The organism is Streptomyces sp. NPDC002156, from assembly GCF_053593675.1.
Window position 1 is genome coordinate 1 of record NZ_JBSFDA010000203.1, and the last position, 17360, is coordinate 17360.

At 68.8% G+C, this 17360-nt stretch carries 17 protein-coding genes and 1 riboswitch; of the genes, 3 read left to right on the forward strand and 14 right to left on the reverse strand.

All coding sequences use genetic code 11. From position 1 onward, the window contains the following. Positions 1-114: 114 nt before the first annotated feature. From ACWCRB_RS43585 to ACWCRB_RS43605, 5 genes are all read right to left on the reverse strand, one after another. Positions 115-1329 carry a hypothetical protein gene (locus tag ACWCRB_RS43585; RefSeq protein WP_451001371.1) on the reverse strand — a complete coding sequence of 405 codons (1215 nt, stop codon included), beginning with the start codon at positions 1327-1329 and terminating at the stop codon, positions 115-117. A gap of 40 nt (positions 1330-1369) precedes the next feature. Further along, on the reverse strand, positions 1370-2398 hold the full coding sequence (locus ACWCRB_RS43590) for an NlpC/P60 family protein (RefSeq protein WP_451001372.1): 1029 nt from the start codon (positions 2396-2398) through the stop codon (positions 1370-1372). 266 nt (positions 2399-2664) lie between these two features. Beyond that, a complete protein-coding gene (locus ACWCRB_RS43595) occupies positions 2665-3696 on the reverse strand; it encodes an NlpC/P60 family protein (RefSeq protein ID WP_451001373.1) in 1032 nt (343 codons plus the stop codon). A 233-nt stretch (positions 3697-3929) separates the two neighbouring features. After that, positions 3930-5279 (reverse strand): NYN domain-containing protein, encoded by a 1350-nt coding sequence (locus ACWCRB_RS43600; RefSeq protein WP_451001374.1) that lies wholly within the window; start codon positions 5277-5279, stop codon positions 3930-3932. A gap of 40 nt (positions 5280-5319) precedes the next feature. After that, positions 5320-5559 carry a hypothetical protein gene (locus ACWCRB_RS43605; protein WP_369037379.1) on the reverse strand — a complete coding sequence of 80 codons (240 nt, stop codon included), beginning with the start codon at positions 5557-5559 and terminating at the stop codon, positions 5320-5322. A 158-nt stretch (positions 5560-5717) separates the two neighbouring features. Between ACWCRB_RS43605 and ACWCRB_RS43610 the strand changes: the two genes are divergently transcribed. Together ACWCRB_RS43610 and ACWCRB_RS43615 are read left to right on the forward strand one after the other, a co-directional pair. Further along, positions 5718-6440 carry a rhomboid family intramembrane serine protease gene (locus ACWCRB_RS43610; protein WP_369037380.1) on the forward strand — a complete coding sequence of 241 codons (723 nt, stop codon included), beginning with the start codon at positions 5718-5720 and terminating at the stop codon, positions 6438-6440. Further along, positions 6437-6718, forward strand: a complete 282-nt coding sequence (locus ACWCRB_RS43615; RefSeq protein ID WP_369037381.1) for an Lrp/AsnC family transcriptional regulator — start codon at positions 6437-6439, stop codon at positions 6716-6718. Before ACWCRB_RS43610 ends, ACWCRB_RS43615 begins: the two co-directional genes overlap by 4 nt. Before the next feature lie 102 nt (positions 6719-6820). On the opposite strand, the gene ACWCRB_RS43620 is transcribed toward ACWCRB_RS43615, so the two are convergent. From ACWCRB_RS43620 to ctaE, 6 genes are all read right to left on the reverse strand, one after another. Then, entirely contained in the window at positions 6821-8197 is a 1377-nt protein-coding gene (locus ACWCRB_RS43620) for an aminotransferase class V-fold PLP-dependent enzyme (protein ID WP_451001375.1), read from the reverse strand. 165 nt (positions 8198-8362) lie between these two features. After that, positions 8363-8480: riboswitch (SAM riboswitch) on the reverse strand. A 75-nt stretch (positions 8481-8555) separates the two neighbouring features. Continuing rightward, positions 8556-9620: an anthranilate phosphoribosyltransferase gene (gene trpD, locus ACWCRB_RS43625; RefSeq protein WP_451001376.1), complete on the reverse strand. Its 1065-nt coding sequence runs from the start codon at positions 9618-9620 to the stop codon at positions 8556-8558. A gap of 142 nt (positions 9621-9762) precedes the next feature. After that, positions 9763-11406, reverse strand: a complete 1644-nt coding sequence (gene qcrB / locus ACWCRB_RS43630) for a cytochrome bc1 complex cytochrome b subunit (protein ID WP_451001377.1) — start codon at positions 11404-11406, stop codon at positions 9763-9765. Beyond that, the gene (gene qcrA, locus ACWCRB_RS43635; RefSeq protein ID WP_451001378.1) at positions 11403-12470 is read right to left on the reverse strand and encodes a cytochrome bc1 complex Rieske iron-sulfur subunit; all 1068 of its coding nucleotides are present in this window, start codon (positions 12468-12470) and stop codon (positions 11403-11405) included. The genes qcrB and qcrA overlap by 4 nt, the downstream gene beginning before the upstream one ends. Then, positions 12467-13279, reverse strand: a complete 813-nt coding sequence (gene qcrC / locus ACWCRB_RS43640) for a cytochrome bc1 complex diheme cytochrome c subunit (RefSeq protein WP_369037385.1) — start codon at positions 13277-13279, stop codon at positions 12467-12469. The genes qcrA and qcrC overlap by 4 nt, the downstream gene beginning before the upstream one ends. An 84-nt stretch (positions 13280-13363) precedes the next feature. Next, positions 13364-13984, reverse strand: coding sequence for an aa3-type cytochrome oxidase subunit III (ctaE, locus tag ACWCRB_RS43645; protein WP_369037386.1), 621 nt, complete (start codon positions 13982-13984; stop codon positions 13364-13366). A gap of 181 nt (positions 13985-14165) precedes the next feature. Here ctaE and ACWCRB_RS43650 point away from each other — a divergent pair, with 181 nt between their 5' ends. After that, positions 14166-14567 carry a hypothetical protein gene (locus tag ACWCRB_RS43650; protein ID WP_451001379.1) on the forward strand — a complete coding sequence of 134 codons (402 nt, stop codon included), beginning with the start codon at positions 14166-14168 and terminating at the stop codon, positions 14565-14567. A gap of 81 nt (positions 14568-14648) precedes the next feature. Here ACWCRB_RS43650 and ACWCRB_RS43655 read toward each other — a convergent pair whose 3' ends face one another. From ACWCRB_RS43655 to ACWCRB_RS43665, 3 genes are all read right to left on the reverse strand, one after another. Beyond that, positions 14649-15911, reverse strand: a complete 1263-nt coding sequence (locus ACWCRB_RS43655) for an Ig-like domain-containing protein (protein ID WP_451001380.1) — start codon at positions 15909-15911, stop codon at positions 14649-14651. A gap of 130 nt (positions 15912-16041) precedes the next feature. After that, positions 16042-16440 carry a cytochrome c oxidase subunit 4 gene (locus ACWCRB_RS43660; protein ID WP_369037389.1) on the reverse strand — a complete coding sequence of 133 codons (399 nt, stop codon included), beginning with the start codon at positions 16438-16440 and terminating at the stop codon, positions 16042-16044. Then, positions 16437-17360 (reverse strand): cytochrome c oxidase subunit I (locus ACWCRB_RS43665; RefSeq protein ID WP_451001381.1); only part of this gene is annotated, 924 nt, incomplete at its 5' end. The genes ACWCRB_RS43660 and ACWCRB_RS43665, both read right to left, overlap by 4 nt.

Genomic DNA, 17360 nt, shown 5'->3' on the forward strand with positions numbered 1-17360 from the left:
GCACCACTCAGCCCGTCCGGCGTTTTAGGACAAGGCCCGTTCAGGGCCAGTGCGGGGGTCTGGGGGCGGCAGCCCCCAGGGATGGGAACGGGTAGGGGCGGCGGGGGCGAAGAACTAAACAAGCTGAGCCCGCAGATAGTCCCGCCACAACCCCGTGAACTCCCCCGGCGTCGTCCCCAGCACCTCCGCCATCGCCCCCTCTACCGCCCCCGCCCGCGTCCCATGCACCCCCACAGCCCGGTAGAACTCACCCAACCGCACCTCCCCCCACCGATCAGCGATCAGCCGACACGCCAACCAGCCCCCCTCATACGCCTGCGCCAGCTTCCCCGCATCCCCACCGAAGCCGAAGTCCGAGTCCCGCGGAAGCGCCTCCGGCACCTCGCCGGAGGCCACCGCCCGCGCCAGTTCGGGCGCCGCCTGGACCGCCGTACGGCCCGTGGACCGGTAGCCGACCCAGTCCGCGTACCCCTCGGAGAGCCACAGGGGCGTGGCGGCCGTCGTGGCGGTGCGCGTCGCCACGTGCGTGGTCTCGTGGGTGAGTACGACCTGCTTGCCGAAGTCCCCGAGCACGCCGTACGCCTCGGGGTTGACGATGACCCGGTCCGCCGGTGCCTTCGCCGAGCCCCCCACCTCCCCCGTGGTGACGGCCGCGATGCCCCGGTACGACGAGGCAGGCGACCCCAGCAGCCCCGCCATCCCCTCCAGCGACTTCGGTACGAGGACCACGACCCGTCTCGTCCACGCCCGGCCCCACGCCTCCGTCACCGCGGGCACGGCCCGGTCGGCGAGGTCCGCGTACCGGCGCAGGGACTCCGTCGACTGTCCGACCCCGAGGACGAGGCTGTGCGTGCCGTGCACGGCCTGCACGGTCCCCTGGTCCCACAGCTGCTGGCCGGTCTTCCGGGCGGGCTCGTCGGCGTCGACGTACCACTGGCCGCCGTCCCGCTCGGTGAGAGTCAGCGTGCGGCCGACCTTCACGGGTGCCTTGTCGATGCCCTCGACCCGGTAGCTCAGCTCCACGTCGGCGGTCGCCGCCTCGCCGTCGGTGCGGTGCAGGGCGGTCAGCCGGTACGACCAGGCCGCCAGCGGGAGCGCGCGCAGCCGGGCGAACTCCCCCGGCGCACCGGTCCGCGCGTACGCCGGTCCGTCACCGGCCAGGACGGCCGAGGCCCGCCGGTCCAGCAACCGTCGTACGTCGGCGGAGGTGGTGTCGGTGCCCGACGAACCGCCGCCGCACGCGACCAGGGCGACGAGCGAGCCGAGGACCAGCCAGAGCGCCATGCCCCGGACCCGCCACGCATCCCACGCCCGCCTTCGACCAGCCACGCCGACGATCGTACGGGCCGATTGTCGGGAAAGGGGAAGCTCAGACCCTCGTGACCGACGACACCGGCATCATCCCCACCGGGTCGTACCGCACCGGCGCGCCCGGATAGGGGGCGTGGATCACCTGGCCGTTGCCCACGTACATCCCGACGTGGCTGGCATCGGACCGGTAGGTGACCAGGTCACCGGGCTGGGCCTGGGAGAGCGGGACCTGCTGGCCGGCGTACCGCTGAGCCTGCGAGGTGCGCGGCAGGGAGACCCCGGCCTGCGCGTACGACCACTGCATCAGGCCGGAACAGTCGAAGCCGGAGGGCCCGCTGGAGCCCCAGATGTACGGGCTGCCGAGTGCCGCCCGGGCCGCGGCGACGGCGGTTGCCGCACGGCCGTTCGGTGCGGCGACGTTCCCGGGGTCGGGCAGGTCGGCGCGGTCGGAACGGGAGGCCCGGTCGTAGGCGGCGCGGTCGGCGGACGGCAGGGAGTTGAGCAGCGCCCGGGCCTTGGCCAGCTTCCGTTCGACGGTCCGCTTGTGCGTGGCGACCGCCTTGCGGCTCTTGTCGAGTTCGGTGAGCTTGCCGGTGGCCTCGGAGCGCTCCTGGGCGAGTTCCCGCATGGCCGACTGGAGTTCCCGCAGCTCACCGGCCTGGTGGACGCTGATCCGGTCGAGCGCGGCGGCCTTCTCCAGGTACTCGTCCGGGTCGTCGGAGAACAGCAGCGCGAGCGAGGGGTCCATGCCCCCGGCCCGGTACTGGGCGCCCGCGAGCGAACCGAGCGCCTCCCGCATGGTGTTGATGCTCTGCTGCTGCCGGGCGATCCGGTCCTGCGCCCTGGTCACCTGCTCGCGCAGCGCGTCGGCGCGTTCGTCGGCCCGGTTGTAGGACTCGGTGGCCTTCTCGGCCTCCGTGTAGAGCCGGTCCACCTCGGCCCGGGTGTTGTCGCCCGGCGCGGCGACGGCCGACGGCACGGCGGCGCCGAAGGCGGCCGCGGCGGCGGACAGCACGGTGAGAACGGTGCCCGCGGCGGTGGCGCCCCGGTCGAACCCGGACGGTGCAAGGCGGCGATGGAACCCCACGAGAAGCCGCACTCCTTCCGCTGGCGGACGCTGACGTGCCCCCGGTGTTGGTGGCGCGCCAGACAGTAGCCGTGCGACTACGCGTGGGCCAAAGACCTCGACGGCCGCAGACGGCCACACACAGTCACGCCCCGCCTATGACGCAGGTCATCGGCGGGGCGCGGGGTCAGCGAAGGGTGTCGGGATTCGCCCGTTCGGGCGTCAACGTGTCCTGATCTTGAAACGACCCGGAAGGAGTACGACGATCCGATCCGGCGAAGAGCAGATCAGATCCGTACGCCGAACTGGAAGGGCATGTTGTCGATCGACTCGTACCGCACGACCGTGCCGGTGCGCGGCGCGTGCAGGACCTGGCCGTTGCCGGCGTAGAAGCCGACGTGATGCTGGTCGCTGTAGAAGATGACCAGGTCACCGACCTGCAGATCGCTCTGCGAGTAGATGCGCGTCCCCGCGCTGGCCTGCGCCTGCGAGGTCCGGGGGATGGTGATGCCGGCCTGGGCGAACGCCCACGAGGTGAGGCCCGAGCAGTCGAAGGAGCCGGGGCCCGAGGCGCCGTAGACGTACGGCGAGCCGATCACGCTCTGGGCGGCGGCGTACGCGGAGCCGGCGCGGCCGGTGACGGCCGCCGCACTGCTCAGGGCGGAGCGCTCGCTGGCCCGGGTGGCGCGAGCGTCGGCGGCGGCGAGGGCGGCCTTCTCCGCGGCCGTCATGGAGTTGAGCAGCTTCTGCGCCTCGGCGAGCTTGCCCTGGACTTCCTTCTTCTTCTTGGCCAGCTCGGTGCGGGTGTCCGCGAGGTCCTCGAGCTTCTCGGTGGCCTCGGAGCGCTGCTGGGCGAGCGCGCGCTGCTTCTCCGTGACCTTCTTGAGCGTCTCGACCTGCTGACTGCTCAACTGGTCCATCGTGGACGCCTTGTCGAGGTAGTCGTCCGGGTCGGCGGAGAGGAAGAGCTGTACGGAGGGGTCGATGCTGCCGGTGCGGTACTGGGCGGCGGCGGCGAGTCCGAGACTGTCGCGCAGCTCGTTGAGCTCTTCCTGGCCGCGGGCGACGTTGTCCTGGAGGGTGGAGATCTCCTTCTCCAGCTTGTCCTGCTTCTCCTCGGCCCCGTTGAGCTTCTCGGTGGCCTGCTCCGCCTGCTCGTAGAGCTTGTCGACCTTGGCCTTGACCTCGCCCTTGCTCGGCTTCTCGCTCGGCGCGGCGTTGGCGGCGTTGGCGCTGAGGGCCACGGCGGCGGCTGCGGCGGTGGTGAGCACGGTCACACGGGTGCGGCTCGGCTGCTTCGGTCGACGATGGGACGCCACGGAGGCGAACTCCTTCTTCTCCCGCCGTCACTCCCATTGAGTGATCACCCGAGCGGAGGTTCGAGGCCTGACCTTAGTGACCACCCTGTGATCACTTCAAATCCTCCCATGAAAAATGTTTGTCACACGTGCATTCTTTACACACAACTCACGTCAGGTAACGCTCGTTTGACACTACGTTGCGTGACAGTTCCGCCAATTCGGGCATTCAGCACGTATGTTGCGGACCGCCGTCAGCCGCGTGAGAACCGCTTCAGCAGCACCACCGAAGCCACCGGCCGCGCCCCCGCCTTGGCGATCCCGTCGGCCACCTCTCGGTCCGTCGAGACGACGATGACCGGCCGGCCCGGCGGCTCCGCGCGCACCAGCTGACGGATCAACTCGTCCGCGGTGACACCGGGCTTGGAGAACAGCACCCTGACCCCGCGCGGCGGCGCCAGCAGCACCGGAGCGGCCAGTTCGGCCCCGTCGAAGACACAGGTGACCTCGGCGCCGGTCTGCGCGGCGAGCTGCGAGAGCTGCCCGAGCAGCCTCAACCGCTGCTTCTCCAGGGGCATCTGGGGATAGCCGGTCTTGGTGACGTTGTACCCGTCGACGACCAGATGGGCCTGCGGGAGCGCGAGAAGCTGGTCGAGGATGGCAGGGTCGTTTTCGGACAGAGCCCGCGCGGCAATGTCTTTCGGGGTCATTCGTCCCGGTTCGACCGCGTCCACGGTCTCGGCCGGCCGCACCGAGACCGGCGGCAGCGCCAGCTCCCGCCGCAGCCCCTGAGCCGCGTCGAGTACGGTGTCGAGCAGTAGCCGTACGCGCATGTCCTCGACGCTCCGCCCCTCCCGGGCGGCGCGTCTGCTGCCCTCGAGGGCCGCCTCGACCTCCACGAGCCGCCCCTTGAGCCGCCGGGCCTCGCTCTCGGCCGCGGAGACCTGGGCGTGCTCCTCGGTCCGTACGGCGTCGATCTCGGCGTGGACCTTGCGCAGGGCGGCCTCGCCTCGCTTGACGTCACTGAGGGCGGCGCGCAGCTTGCGGTGAAGCGATTCGGCTTCCTTCTTCGCCGACTCCAGCTCCGTGCGCAGCCGCTCGGTCTCGGTACGGGTGAGGTCGCGGGCGGCGCTCAGTTCCTCGCGCAGCCGCTCCAGCTCGGCCCGGCTCTCCTCGTCGGCCCGCTCGGCGTCGGCCCGCTGCGCCTCCTCGCCGGCCGCGGTGACGAGCTTCACCCAGCCCGTGGGCCGCAGCACATAGGCCGCGGCGGCCACGTCCAGCGGATCGGCGGCCGGGGGCGGCGAACCGGCGTCGAGAGCGCCCGCCAGCTCCGCCTGCGCCTCCCGCAGCTTCTCCCCGATGCGCTGCCGGAACAGCGTGTCGGTCTCCAGCGCGGCAGCCATGGCATTGCCGGCGAACTTGGCCCGCCGATTGGGCGCGAACCGCGCGTACTGCCGCAACTGGGCGGGCAGTTCGGCAACGGTCAACCCACCGAAACCATCCGAAACGATCTGTACGACGCGCCTGCGCACGCCGTCGGGCAGCGGGCGGTCGAGCACCTCGGCGGCGCCGTCGCCCGGCCCCCCGCCTGTGGTCTCCACCATCCGTCACCCCAGCCCATTCCTGTGCGGGGCCCGCTCCCTGTCAGGAGCCGGCGCCCGGCCTGTCCACGAGTTCCACCTGATCCACGGCGTTGCACCAGCGGCAGCGCACCGACTCGATGGTCTCACTGACCACCTCGCGCTCCTCCACGTTCGGCGCTCCCGCGAGGTCCAGGTGCACGTACTCCACCACCTTGGAGGAGCGGGTCACGTCGAATCGCGTGAGGTTGCCGCACAGAGCACAGCGCCACCGGGTCGTCTCGGTCGGCAGAGGAACCGTCATCGTGGATATGTTCGCTTTCCTTCTAGTGTCCGTGCTGGCCAGTTTCCCTGGAGCGTGTGGCTCGTAACCCTAAGGCCTGGCGGGTACCCACCGCCCGCCCGTCCACAGCGGCGAGGCGATCTGCACGGTTCGATCCCATTACGTCATGCTCTGTAGCCATGATCGGCAAGTTCGAGAAGTGGCGTACGCCGGCCCGGTCGGCGCCGGTGACGTACGGCCTGATCGCCGTGTGCTGCCTTCTGTTCGTCATCGGCCCCGCCTCGGGCCTCAACCCCGGTTACGGCACCGGGGACGCCCTGCTCGCCGCCCAGCGCGCCTACTTCCGCCGCTGGGGCGTGGTCCCCGCCGACCTCTTCACGGGCGCTCCGCGCGCCACCCTCACCCCAGCGACGGCGCTCTTCGTGCACGGCAGCTGGGTCCACCTGCTGGGCAACATGCTCTTCCTCTACGTCTTCGGCGCGATGACCGAGGAACGCCTCGGCCATCTGGAGTTCGCCCTCTTCTACCTGGGCTGCGGCTACCTCGCCCTGCTGGGGTACGCCGCCGCCAACGCCGGCTCGCAGCAGACGCTGGTGGGGGCGTCCGGTGCGATCTCGGCGATCCTGGGCGCATTTTTGTACCTCTTCCCAGGCGCCCGCGTCACAAGCCTCTTCCCGTTCCTCTTCTTCCTCCCCCTGCGCTTCCCGGCCTGGCTGACCCTCCCCTTCTGGGCGACCCTCCAGTGGGTGGCGGCGGGGAGGGCGTCGTCGGGCCCCGGGGTTGCGTACCTGGCGCACGTGGTGGGCTTCGGCCTGGGCTTCGTCTACGCGTGGGTGAGATATCGCGGTGCGACTAAAGTGAGGGCCCCAGTGAAGGCGCCCGAGGGAGAGAACCAGCCGTGATCACCGCGATCGTGCTCATCAAGACCAGCGTGGACCGGATCCCCGAGATCGCGGAGAGGATCGCCGCGCTGGAAAGCGTGAGCGAGGTCTTCTCCGTCACCGGCACGTACGACTTGATCGCGATGGTCCGCGTCAAGGCCCACGAGGACCTGGCGGAGATCATCCCGGGCAGCATCAGCAAGATCCCGGGCGTAGAGGCGACGGACACCCACGTGGCATTCCGCACGTACTCCCAGCACGACCTGGAAGCAGCGTTCGCAATCGGCCTGGACGGCTAGTTTCAGCCCGTCCGGCGCTTGAGGACGAGCGCGTTCAGCGCGACAAGGGGGGTCTGGGGGCACAGCCCCCAGGGATGGGACGGGTAGGGGCGGCGGGGGCGATCAAACCGCCGGAACGCACCGCCCGTCCTCGGTCCGGTACTGCCACCGAGCCCCGTCCCGCACAAGCTCCTTCACCGCACCCACGAACCGCTCGACATGCTCGTCCGGCGTACCGGCCCCGAAGCTGACCCGGATCGCGTTCAGCGACTTCTCGCCAGGCGCCGCCTCAGGCGCCCCGCACTCCCCCTGCGTCTGCGGGTCACTCCCCAGCAGCGTCCGCACCAGCGGATGCGCACAGAACAACCCGTCCCGCACCCCGATCCCGTACTCCGCGGACAGCGCCGCCGCGAAGTGCGAGCTGTTCCACCCCTCGACGACGAACGAGATGACCCCGACCCGGGGCGCGTCGTCGCCGAACAGCGAGAGCACCCTGACCTCGGGCACCTCCGCCAGTCCCGCCCGCACGGTGTCGATCAGGTACTGCTCCCGGGCCACCAGCGAATCGAAGCCGGCCTCGCTGAGGGCCTTGCAGGCGGCGGCGATCGAGTAGGCGCCGATCACGTTCGGCGACCCCGCCTCGTGCCGCGCGGCGCTGTCGTGCCACTCCACGTCCACTCCCCCGTCCGCACGCCGCGTGACCTTACGGCTCGCGCCGCCCCCCGCGAGGTACGGGTCGGCCGCCTGCAGCCAGTCGGCACGTCCGGCAAGCACACCCGAGCCGAAGGGCGCGTACAGCTTGTGCCCGGAGAAGGCGACCCAGTCGACGTCCAGGTCCTGGACGGAGACCGGGTGGTGTGGGGCGAGCTGGGCGGCGTCCAGGACGATCCGGGCGCCGTGCGCGTGGGCGGTGGCGGCCAGCTCCCGTACGGGCCACAGCTCACCGGTGACGTTGGACGCGCCGGTGACGCAGACGAGCGCCGGGCCCTGACCCTCTTCAATAGATGCAGTGCGGGCGGCGAGGGCCTCCTCCAGGGTGGCGACGGCCTGCTGCGGGGTGCGCGGGGCGTTGAGGTAGGTGACCTGGGCGTTCTGCCAGGGCAGCAGCGAGGCGTGGTGCTCGGTCTCGAAGACGAAGACCTGGCAGCCCTCGGGGAGGGCGGCGGCGAGCAGGTTGAGGGAGTCGGTGGTGGACCGGGTGAAGATCAGCTGGTCGTCGGCCCGGCAGTCCAGGAACTCCGTGACCGTCCGGCGGGCGTTCTCGAAGAGGTCCGTAGACAGCTGGGAGAGGTACCCGGCACCCCGGTGCACGCTGCCGTAGTAGGGCGCGTACGCCGCCACGTCGTCCCAGACCCGCTGGAGCGCGGGCGCGCTGGCCGCGTAGTCGAGCGCCGCGTAGCTGACCTCGCCGCCGGTGACGAGCGGGACGGTGACATCACGCCCCAGAACGGGCAGCGGGGCACAAATGGTCTGGGCGGCGGCAAGAGTGGAAACAGACATGGCGAACTCCCGTGTGAGGCAAGAGAAATCACCGCGCGAGCGCATACGGCTCAAGCACGGAAAGGAAGGAAAAGGGGTGCGCGGAGGCGGGGCTCGGCAGCCCTATCGCATTCGCTTGCTCACGGAAGACTCCCTCGAACGACCAGGACCCCTGGTGTCGAGAGGGGCCCGCGCTTGCCGTAAGCCTTGCTGCTCACGGCCTGGTCTTCATCCCGGGGCACCCCGCCACGGACGGAGGGTTGCCGGACAGTCGGCCGGGGCCTCATGACTGTCACTCATGACCTGGTGCAGAAAATACGTGAAGTGATCGACGTCCCGCAACCCGTGTCCGGATCGCGGGACGTCCATCGGCGCGGAACTACTTGTTGGTGGCCGCCACCCAGCGCTCCAGCGTCAGCTTGGCCGCACCAGAGTCGATCGACTCGGCAGCCTTCTCCATACCGGCCCGGAGCTGCTCGGCGAGCGGTCCCCCGGTCGGGTCCAACGCCACGAGCGCCGCCGCCGAGTTCAGCAGTACGGCATCACGTACAGGCCCCGTCTCACCGTCCAGCAAGCGCAGCGCGACCTCCGCGTTGTGCGCCGGGTCGCCGCCGCGCAGCGCCTCCACCGGCACCAGTTCGAGTCCGGCGTCGCGCGGGTCGAAGGTCTCCTCGGTGACCTTGCCGTCCCGGACGATCCAGACGTGGGAGGTGGCCGTGGTCGTCAGCTCGTCGAGGCCGTCGTCACCGCGGAAGACGAGGGAGGAGTTGCCGCGTTCGGCGAAGACACCGGCGACGATCGGCGCCATCAGCGGGTCGGCGACGCCCACCGCCTGGGCCTTCACCTTCGCCGGGTTGGTCAGCGGGCCGAGGGCGTTGAACACCGTACGGATGCCCAACTGGCCGCGGGCGGCGCCCGCGTGACGCAGCGCCGGGTGGAACTTGATGGCGAAGCAGAAGGTGATGCCGGCCTCCTCGGCCACCTCGGCGACCCGCTGCGGGGTCAGGTCGAGGTTGACGCCGAGCTTGCCCAGGACGTCCGAGGAGCCCGACGCCGACGAGGCCGCCCGGTTGCCGTGCTTGACGACCTTGGCGCCGGTGCCGGCCACGACGAGCGAGGACATCGTGGAGATGTTCACCGTCTTCGCGCCGTCGCCGCCCGTGCCGACGATGTCGACGGTCCGCCCGGACACCTCGATGACGTTCGCGTGCTCGTACATCGCCCGGACCAGGCCGGTGATCTCCTCCACCGTCTCGCCCTTGGCCCGCAGCGCCACCACGAACCCGGCGATCTGCGCGTCGGTCGCCTCGCCGCGCATGATCTGGTCCATCGCCCAGGCCGTGGCGTCGGCGCTCTGGTCCCGGCCGTACAGCAGGGCGTTCAGCACCTCGGGCCAGGAACGGCCCGCCGCGGTGTCGCCTCCTGCGGGGGTCACAGCGCTCATAAGGCCGCTCCAGGGTGTCGTACGAGAGGAGAACTCTCGACAGTCAGAAAGTGTGCTCCCACCCTATCCAGCGGAGGGCACGGCGAAGGGCCCCGTCCGATGTACGGACGGGGCCCTTCGACTGTGTGGCGAAGCGAGGGGATCAGTGGTGGCCGTGGCCGCTCGTGATCTCCTTGTACTCCTCGGCGGTCGGCTTGGCGATCTGGCCGTCCTCGCCGTAGTACGACTTGCTGAGCTTGGCCCGCAGCTTCTCCGGGCCCTTCACCTTGCGCTCGACACCGTTCTCGTCGACCGTCGCGCCGATCGCCGCCGGCTCGTACTGCTCGTGCGCGGTGAGCGTGTGCAGGGCCTCCTGGCTGAGCGGCTCGTGCACCTCGATGAACTCACCGTGCGGCAGGCGCTTGATGATGCCCGACTCGCGGCCGTGCAGCACCTTGTCCTTGTCGCGGCGCTGAAGGCCGAGGCAGATCCGCTTGGTGGCGACGAACGCGAGGACCGGGGCGACGAAGAACGCGATGCGTACGAACCAGGTGATCGCGTTGATCGACAGATGGAAGTGGGTGGCCCAGAGGTCGTTCCCACCACCGATCAGCAGCACCATGTACCAGGTGATCCAGGCGACACCGAAGGCCGTCCGGGTCGGCGCGTTGCGCGGGCGGTCCAGGATGTGGTGCTCGCTCTTGTCGCCGGTGACCCAGGACTCGATGAACGGGTAGACCGCGATCGCGACCAGGACCAGCGGGAAGATGATCAGCGGGATGAACACACCCAGGACGAGTGTGTGACCCCAGGCGTTGATCTCCCAGCCCGGCATGACACGGATCAGGCCCTCGGAGAAGCCCATGTACCAGTCGGGCTGCGCGCCGGTGGACACCTGGTCCGGACGGTACGGGCCCATGGTCCAGATCGGGTTGATCGAGGCGATCGCCGCGATCACCGCGATGACACCGAAGACCAGGAAGAAGAAGCCTCCGGCCTTGGCCATGTAGACCGGCAGCAGCGGCATGCCGACGACGTTGTTGTTCGTCTTTCCGGGGCCCGCGAACTGCGTGTGCTTGTGGTAGAAGACCAGGATCAGGTGCGCCACCAGCAGGCCGAGCATGATGCCCGGCAGCAGCAGTACGTGGACCGAGTAGAAGCGGGCCACGAAGTCGCCGCCCGGGAACTCGCCGCCGAACAGGAAGAACGACAGGTACGTGCCCACGACCGGCACGGACAGGACCGCGCCCTCCATGAAGCGCACACCGGTGCCGGAGAGCAGGTCGTCCGGGAGCGAGTAGCCGGTGAACCCGGTGAACATGCCCAGGACGAACAGCAGGAACCCGAACACCCAGTTGACCTCGCGGGGCTTGCGGAACGCACCCGTGAAGAACACGCGCATCATGTGCACGAACATGCCGGCGAGGAAGATCAGCGCCGCCCAGTGGTGGATCTGCCGGATCAGCAGACCACCGCGCACATCGAAGGAGATGTGCATGGTCGAGTTGAACGCCTCGGACATCAGCTGGCCCTGCAGCGGGATGTAGCTGCCGTGGTACTCCACCTCGTTCATCGACGGGTGGAAGAACAGCGTCAGGTACACACCCGTGAGGATGATGATGATGAAGCTGTAGAGGCAGACCTCACCCAGCATGAACGACCAGTGGTCGGGGAAGATCTTGCGCATGTTGGCCTTGGCCAGGCCGTAGATACCCAGCCGGCCGTCGGCCCAGTCGGCGACCCGCTCACCGGCGGGCGCCTTCTCGCGCGACGAACGCGCGTCCGTGGTGTTTGCCGTAGTGCTCATCCGCGCTCCCAGAAAGCAGGACCGACGGGCTCGGAGAAGTCGCCGAGCGCCTCAAGGTAGCCCTCGTCGTTCACGCCGATGCGCAGCTGCGGCAGGGCGTGACCGGCGGGGCCGAAGATCACCCGGGCGCCGTCGGAGAGGTCGAAGGTGGACTGGTGGCAGGGGCAGAGCACGTGGTGCGTCTGCTGCTCGTACAGGGAGATCGGGCAACCGACGTGGGTGCAGATCTTCGAGTACGCCACGATGCCCTCGTGGGACCACTCGAGTTCGCGCTTGTCCTTGATGTTGTCCGGCTGGATGCGGACGATCATCAGGGCGGCCTTGGCGATCTCGGTCTGGAACTCGTGGTCGTCCTCCTCCAGGCCCTCGGGCTTGGCGAAGGTGAGTGAACCGACCACGACGTCCGAGGGACGCAGCGGCTCGTTGGTGTTCATGTTGACGAGCAGCTTGCCCTTGGACCACAGGGTGTGGCGGAGCTTCGTCCCGGGCAGCGGGCCGAGGTCGCGGAGCAGGACGACGCCGGAGAGCGGGAACAGGGCCAGCGCGCCGAACATCGTGTTGCGGACCAGCTTGCGCCGGCCGATCGCGGACTCCTTCGCGCCCTGCTTGAAGTCGGCCAGGACCTTCGCCTTGACCTCGGGCGGCGCCGCGATCGCGTGCCGCTCGTCGACGAGTTCCTCGTCGGACATCAGGGTGCGGGCCCAGTGGACCGCGCCCGCGCCGATCGCGAAGAGCGCGATCCCGAGGGTCATGCCCAGCGCGAAGTTCAGCGCGTTGATGTGCCCGATCGGGAAGACGTAGACCGCCTTGTCGTGCGGGATCCCCACGTACGAGGCGATGAAGCCGACGGTGGCCAGCATCGACAGCGTGAACATGAAGGCGACCGCGCGCTCGGACCGCTTGGCTGCCCGCTCGTCGATGTCCTGGACGCGGTGCTCGTGGGGCGGCAGCCCCGGGTCCGCGAACGGGTCCTTGTCGTCGGCTACGCCCACAGCACCGTGATTGTGCTGGTCGGTGGCCCGCTCGGCGGGCAGGTTCTCTTCTGGAATGTCTTGGCTACTCATGACTTCTTGGCCTTTGCGGTCCGAGCGGCGACCCAGACGGCGACCGCGATGAGCGCTCCGAGGCCGAAGATCCAGGCGAACAGGCCCTCACTGACCGGTCCGAGACCGCCCAGACCGAGACCGCCGGGCTCCACGGTGTCATCGCCGTTGACCGCGTCGAGGTACGCGATGATGTCCTTCTTGTTCTTCTCCGACAGCGTCGTGTCGGGGAAGGACGGCATGTTCTGCGGGCCGGTCTGCATGGCCTCGTAGATGTGCTTCGGGTCGACACCCTCAAGGTCCGGGGCGAACTTGCCGTGCGTGAGCGCACCGCCCTTGCCGGTGAAGTTGTGGCACTGGGCGCAGTTGGTGCGGAAGAGTTCGCCACCCTTGGCGATGTCCGCGCCGTCGGGGCCGTACTGCTCCTCGGTCGGCACGGACGGACCGGCGCCCAGCGACGCGATGAACGCCGCGAGCTGGTCGATCTCGGCCTGCGAGTAGATGTTCTTCTTCTTCGGGATCTGCGCGCCCTGCGAGGTCGCGGCCGGCATACGGCCGGTCGCCACCTGGAAGTCGACCGCCGCGGCGCCCACACCCACCAGGCTCGGACCGTCGGAGGTGCCCTGACCGCCGGTGCCGTGGCAGCTTGCGCAGCCCACGGAGTACAGCCGCTGCCCCTCGGTGATGGTGAGGGACTGGGCGGTTTCATCGGCCTCTGCCTTGCTCGCGGGTGCGAGTGTGGCGTACAGCCCCCCGACGGCCGCCAGCGCGATGAGTAGGACGACGACCGCCGCCAGCGGATGGCGTCGTCGTGCGGAGAGCTTTTTCACGGATTACCCCGGTGTCAGGATCTTCAGCGTCGAGTCTTCTGGGAGGTATCGGGCGGACCCGATGTGAGGATCGGGCGGGCCCGGCTACTTGATCATGTAGATCGTGGCGAAGAGCCCGATCCAGACGACGTCGACGAAGTGCCAGTAGTAGGACACGACGATCGCGGCGGTCGCCTGCTCATGAGTGAACCTTCGCGCCGCGTACGTCCTGCCGAGGACGAACAGGAAGGCGATGAGACCGCCCGTCACGTGCAGCCCGTGGAACCCGGTGGTCAGGTAGAACACCGAGCCGTACGGGTCCGACGAGAGCGAGAGGCCCTCGTGCTTGACCAGTTCGGTGTACTCGAAGACCTGACCGCCGATGAAGATCGCACCCATGACAAAGGTGACGATGAACCACATCCGGAGCTTCTTCACGTCACCGCGCTCGGCGGCGAACACGCCGAGCTGGCACGTGAGGGAGGAGAGCACCAGGATCGTGGTGTTGGCCGCCGAGAACGGGAAGTTCAGGTTGGAGGCCATCTCCTTCCAGTGATCCGGACCGGTCACCGATCGCAGGGTGAAGTACATCGCGAAGAGGGCCGCGAAGAACATCAGCTCGGAACTCAGCCAGATGATGGTTCCGACGCTGGTGAGGTTCGGCCGGTTGACCGACGGGTGCGCGTGCCCGGTTTCTACTGTCGTTGCTGTCGCCACGACCGACATTATGTCGGTCGCTTATCCCGCCCTCACCCCGGGGGGTGCCGTTCGGAGTGTTGGTGGGGTGTGTCCAGCCCGTATGGCCCATCGGAGGGGCGCCCGAACGGTGTTCCGACGGTGTTCAGACCGGGGGGCCAAGGGAGTAGCATCCGGCTGTCCGTACGACGCTGATGTCTCGGAGGGAACAATGCAGCCGACCGCCACGGTGCTGGTCTACAGCGACGACTCCAACACCCGCGAGCAGGTGCGGTTGGCGACGGGGCGGCGGCCTGCGCCGGATGTTCCCGCCGTCGAGTTCCTTGAGTGTGCGACTCCCGCTGCTGTCCTCAAGGAGTTGGACAAGGGCGGGATCGATGTGTGCGTGCTTGATGGTGAGGCCGTGCCCATGGGGGGCATGGGGATGTGCCGGCAGATCAAGGACGAGGTGTTCGAGTGTCCGCCGGTGCTGTTGCTGATCGGGCGGCCTCAGGATGCGTGGCTGGCGACGTGGTCTCGGGCGGACTCGGCGGTCACCTTGCCGGTGGATCCGGTGGAGTTCGCTTCGGCGTTGGCTTCTTTGTTGCGGGCGAAGAAGGCACTCAGCGCCTAGTGGGGTGGGGCGTTCGGGTTCGTTGGCGGGTGCTGCGCCGTCGTGGCTTGTCGCGCAGTTCCCCGCGCCCCTAAGGGCATCTCAGGCTGACGCCGGTCGTAGGCGTGCCGTTTGGACAGTTCCCTGGCCTGTTGACGTACCGCTTGTCAGGGCGCTTCCGGACTGCCACTTCTGCCAGTTGAGGTTCCAGTCGCCGAAGCCGTTGCCGAAGGTTTCCATGGTGTCGCCGTAGGAGTTGACGACCTTCACGACGTCGCCCTCGCGGACGTTGTCGAAGAACCACTCGGCGTTGCCGGTGCTCATGCCGGTGCAGCCGTGGCTGACGTTGGCGGAGCCCTGGGAGCCGACTGACCAGGGGGCGGCGTGGACGTACTCGCCGCTCCAGGTGACCCGGGTGGCGTAGTAGACCGGCAGGTCGTAGGACTCGGCGCTGCCCTCGGCTATGCCGATGCTGGTGCCGCGCATGCGTACGAAGTACTCCTTGCCGAGTACGACCTTGACGCCGTTGCGGGTCTCGAAGCCGGGCTTGCCCGTGGTGACCGGGATGGTGTTGATCACCTCGTCGTTCTTGTAGACGGTCATCTCGTGGGACGACGCGTCCGTGACGGCGACGACCCGGTCGCCGGTGGTGAACTTCAGGGGCTTGGCCGTGCCGCCCCAGAGGCGGTCGGCGACCTTGATCCCGGGCAGGTTGCTGCGCACCTGGACGGTGGCCTTGGTGGGCCAGTACTCCTTGGGGCGGTAGTGGAGTTCCTTGTCGTCCACCCAGTGCCACGCGCCCTCGACGGCGGGGGTCGAGTCCACCTTGAGGGCGCGCTCGACTATCGCGCGCTGTGCCTTCTCCCGTACGGGCTGGCTGAGTTCGGCCGTCACCGGCTGGCCCACGCCGTAGGTGCCCGCCTTCGGGCCGAAGGTGACGTTCAGGCGCTTCTTGGTGGTCGGTCTGCTGGTGTCGAAGGCGATGGTCTCGCGGCCGGGGGCCCCGTCCTCGTCCTCGGTGCTCACGCGGACCGTGTAGCGGGCGCCGGCAGCCAGGGGTGAGGTGCTGTGCCAGCGGCTGCCGTCGGCGGAGAGTTCGCCCGCCACGTAGCGTCCGGTCGCGTCGACGGCCGTGACGTCCGTGATGCGGCCGTCGGAGTCCTCGGAGGTGACCTCCAGGGGCTTGTCCGGGTCGGCCTTCTTCCCGTCGTCGACAGAGCCGCCGAAGGAGATCTGCTCAGCCGCGTCGTACGGCTTCGCCGAGAGGGGGTGGCCGTCGGAGCCGCAGGCGGTGGCGGACGCGCCCAGGGCGGCCACCAGGAGGGTGCAGCTGACGACCGTACGGTTACGCGGTGAGTGGCTCATGCCCTCACGCTAAGAACGTACGTCGGCCTCGGCGCGGCGGGTGATCCGTGCGAGGGAACGGGGGTGTGGCAAAAGAGGGAGCCCGGACCCTCCTGACGGAGTGTCCGGGCTCTCTCGGGTGCCGAGCGTGTTACTGGGTGCGGTTCTCACCGCGGTAGTACTCGAAGACCCAGCCCCACAGGCCGATCAGGAGCAGCGGGGCCGCGAAGTACGCCAGCCACCAGCCGATCGCCACGCTCAGGAAGAGCAGCGCGCCGCCGATCGCCAGCGAGAGCGGCTGCCAGCTGTGCGGGCTGAAGAACCCGACCTCGCCGGCGTCGTCCGCGATGTCCGCTTCCTTGTTGTCCTGGGCGCCCACGTCGACCCGCCGGGCCGTGAAGGCCAGGTAGTAGCCGACCATGATGCACAGGCCGAAGGCGAGGAAGAGCGCCGTGGTGCCCGCCGGCTCCTTCGACCACACGCCGTAGACGATCGCCATGGCGAGGACGAAGACGGCGAGCCAGATGAACATCTTGCCCTGGACCTTCACTTGCCCGCCTCCTTGCCGCCGACGAGGGCCTTCTCGCCGTGACCGGCGTTCTCCAGCTGGTCGAGTGCGGCGATCTCCGGGTGGTGCAGGTCGAACGCCGGGGATTCACTGCGGATACGCGGCAGGGTGAGGAAGTTGTGGCGCGGGGGCGGGCAGGACGTGGCCCACTCCAGCGAGCGGCCGTAGCCCCACGGGTCGTCGACCTCGACCTTCTTGCCGTACTTCGCGGTCTTCCACACGTTGTAGAAGAACGGGAGCACGGACAGACCGAGCAGGAACGAACTGATCGTCGAGATCGTGTTCAGGGCCGTGAAGCCGTCGGCCGCGAGATAGTCCGCGTACCGGCGCGGCATGCCCTCGGCGCCCAGCCAGTGCTGGACGAGGAAGGTGCCGTGGAAGCCGATGAACAGCGTCCAGAACGTGATCTTGCCGAGGCGCTCGTCGAGCATCTTGCCGGTCATCTTCGGCCACCAGAAGTGGAAGCCGGAGAACATCGCGAACACCACCGTGCCGAACACCACGTAGTGGAAGTGCGCCACCACGAAGTAGGAGTCCGAGACGTGGAAGTCCATCGGCGGCGAGGCCAGGATGACACCGGTCAGACCACCGAAGGTGAAGGTGATCAGGAAGCCGGTGGCCCAGAGCATTGGCGTCTCGAACGACAGACTGCCCTTCCACATGGTTCCGATCCAGTTGAAGAACTTCACGCCGGTTGGTACGGCGATGAGGAACGTCATGAAGGAGAAGAACGGGAGGAGGACGCCGCCGGTGACGTACATGTGGTGGGCCCACACCGTCACGGACAGACCCGCGATCGCGATGGTCGCGCCGATCAGGCCCATGTAGCCGAACATCGGCTTGCGGGAGAAGACCGGGATGACCTCGCTGATGATGCCGAAGAACGGCAGCGCGATGATGTA

What these genes read in the sequence shown, in the direction of transcription:
- ACWCRB_RS43620 (WP_451001375.1), bottom strand. Translation starts at nt 8,197, where the DNA reads ATGTCTGTTTCCACTCTTGCCGCCGCCCAGACCATTTGTGCCCCGCTG.
- ACWCRB_RS43610 (WP_369037380.1), top strand. Translation starts at nt 5,718, where the DNA reads ATGATCGGCAAGTTCGAGAAGTGGCGTACGCCGGCCCGGTCGGCGCCG.
- ACWCRB_RS43605 (WP_369037379.1), bottom strand. Translation starts at nt 5,559, where the DNA reads ATGACGGTTCCTCTGCCGACCGAGACGACCCGGTGGCGCTGTGCTCTG.
- ACWCRB_RS43655 (WP_451001380.1), bottom strand. Translation starts at nt 15,911, where the DNA reads ATGAGCCACTCACCGCGTAACCGTACGGTCGTCAGCTGCACCCTCCTG.
- ctaE (WP_369037386.1), bottom strand. Translation starts at nt 13,984, where the DNA reads ATGTCGGTCGTGGCGACAGCAACGACAGTAGAAACCGGGCACGCGCAC.
- trpD (WP_451001376.1), bottom strand. Translation starts at nt 9,620, where the DNA reads ATGAGCGCTGTGACCCCCGCAGGAGGCGACACCGCGGCGGGCCGTTCC.
- ACWCRB_RS43600 (WP_451001374.1), bottom strand. Translation starts at nt 5,279, where the DNA reads ATGGTGGAGACCACAGGCGGGGGGCCGGGCGACGGCGCCGCCGAGGTG.
- qcrA (WP_451001378.1), bottom strand. Translation starts at nt 12,470, where the DNA reads ATGAGTAGCCAAGACATTCCAGAAGAGAACCTGCCCGCCGAGCGGGCC.
- qcrB (WP_451001377.1), bottom strand. Translation starts at nt 11,406, where the DNA reads ATGAGCACTACGGCAAACACCACGGACGCGCGTTCGTCGCGCGAGAAG.
- ACWCRB_RS43650 (WP_451001379.1), top strand. Translation starts at nt 14,166, where the DNA reads ATGCAGCCGACCGCCACGGTGCTGGTCTACAGCGACGACTCCAACACC.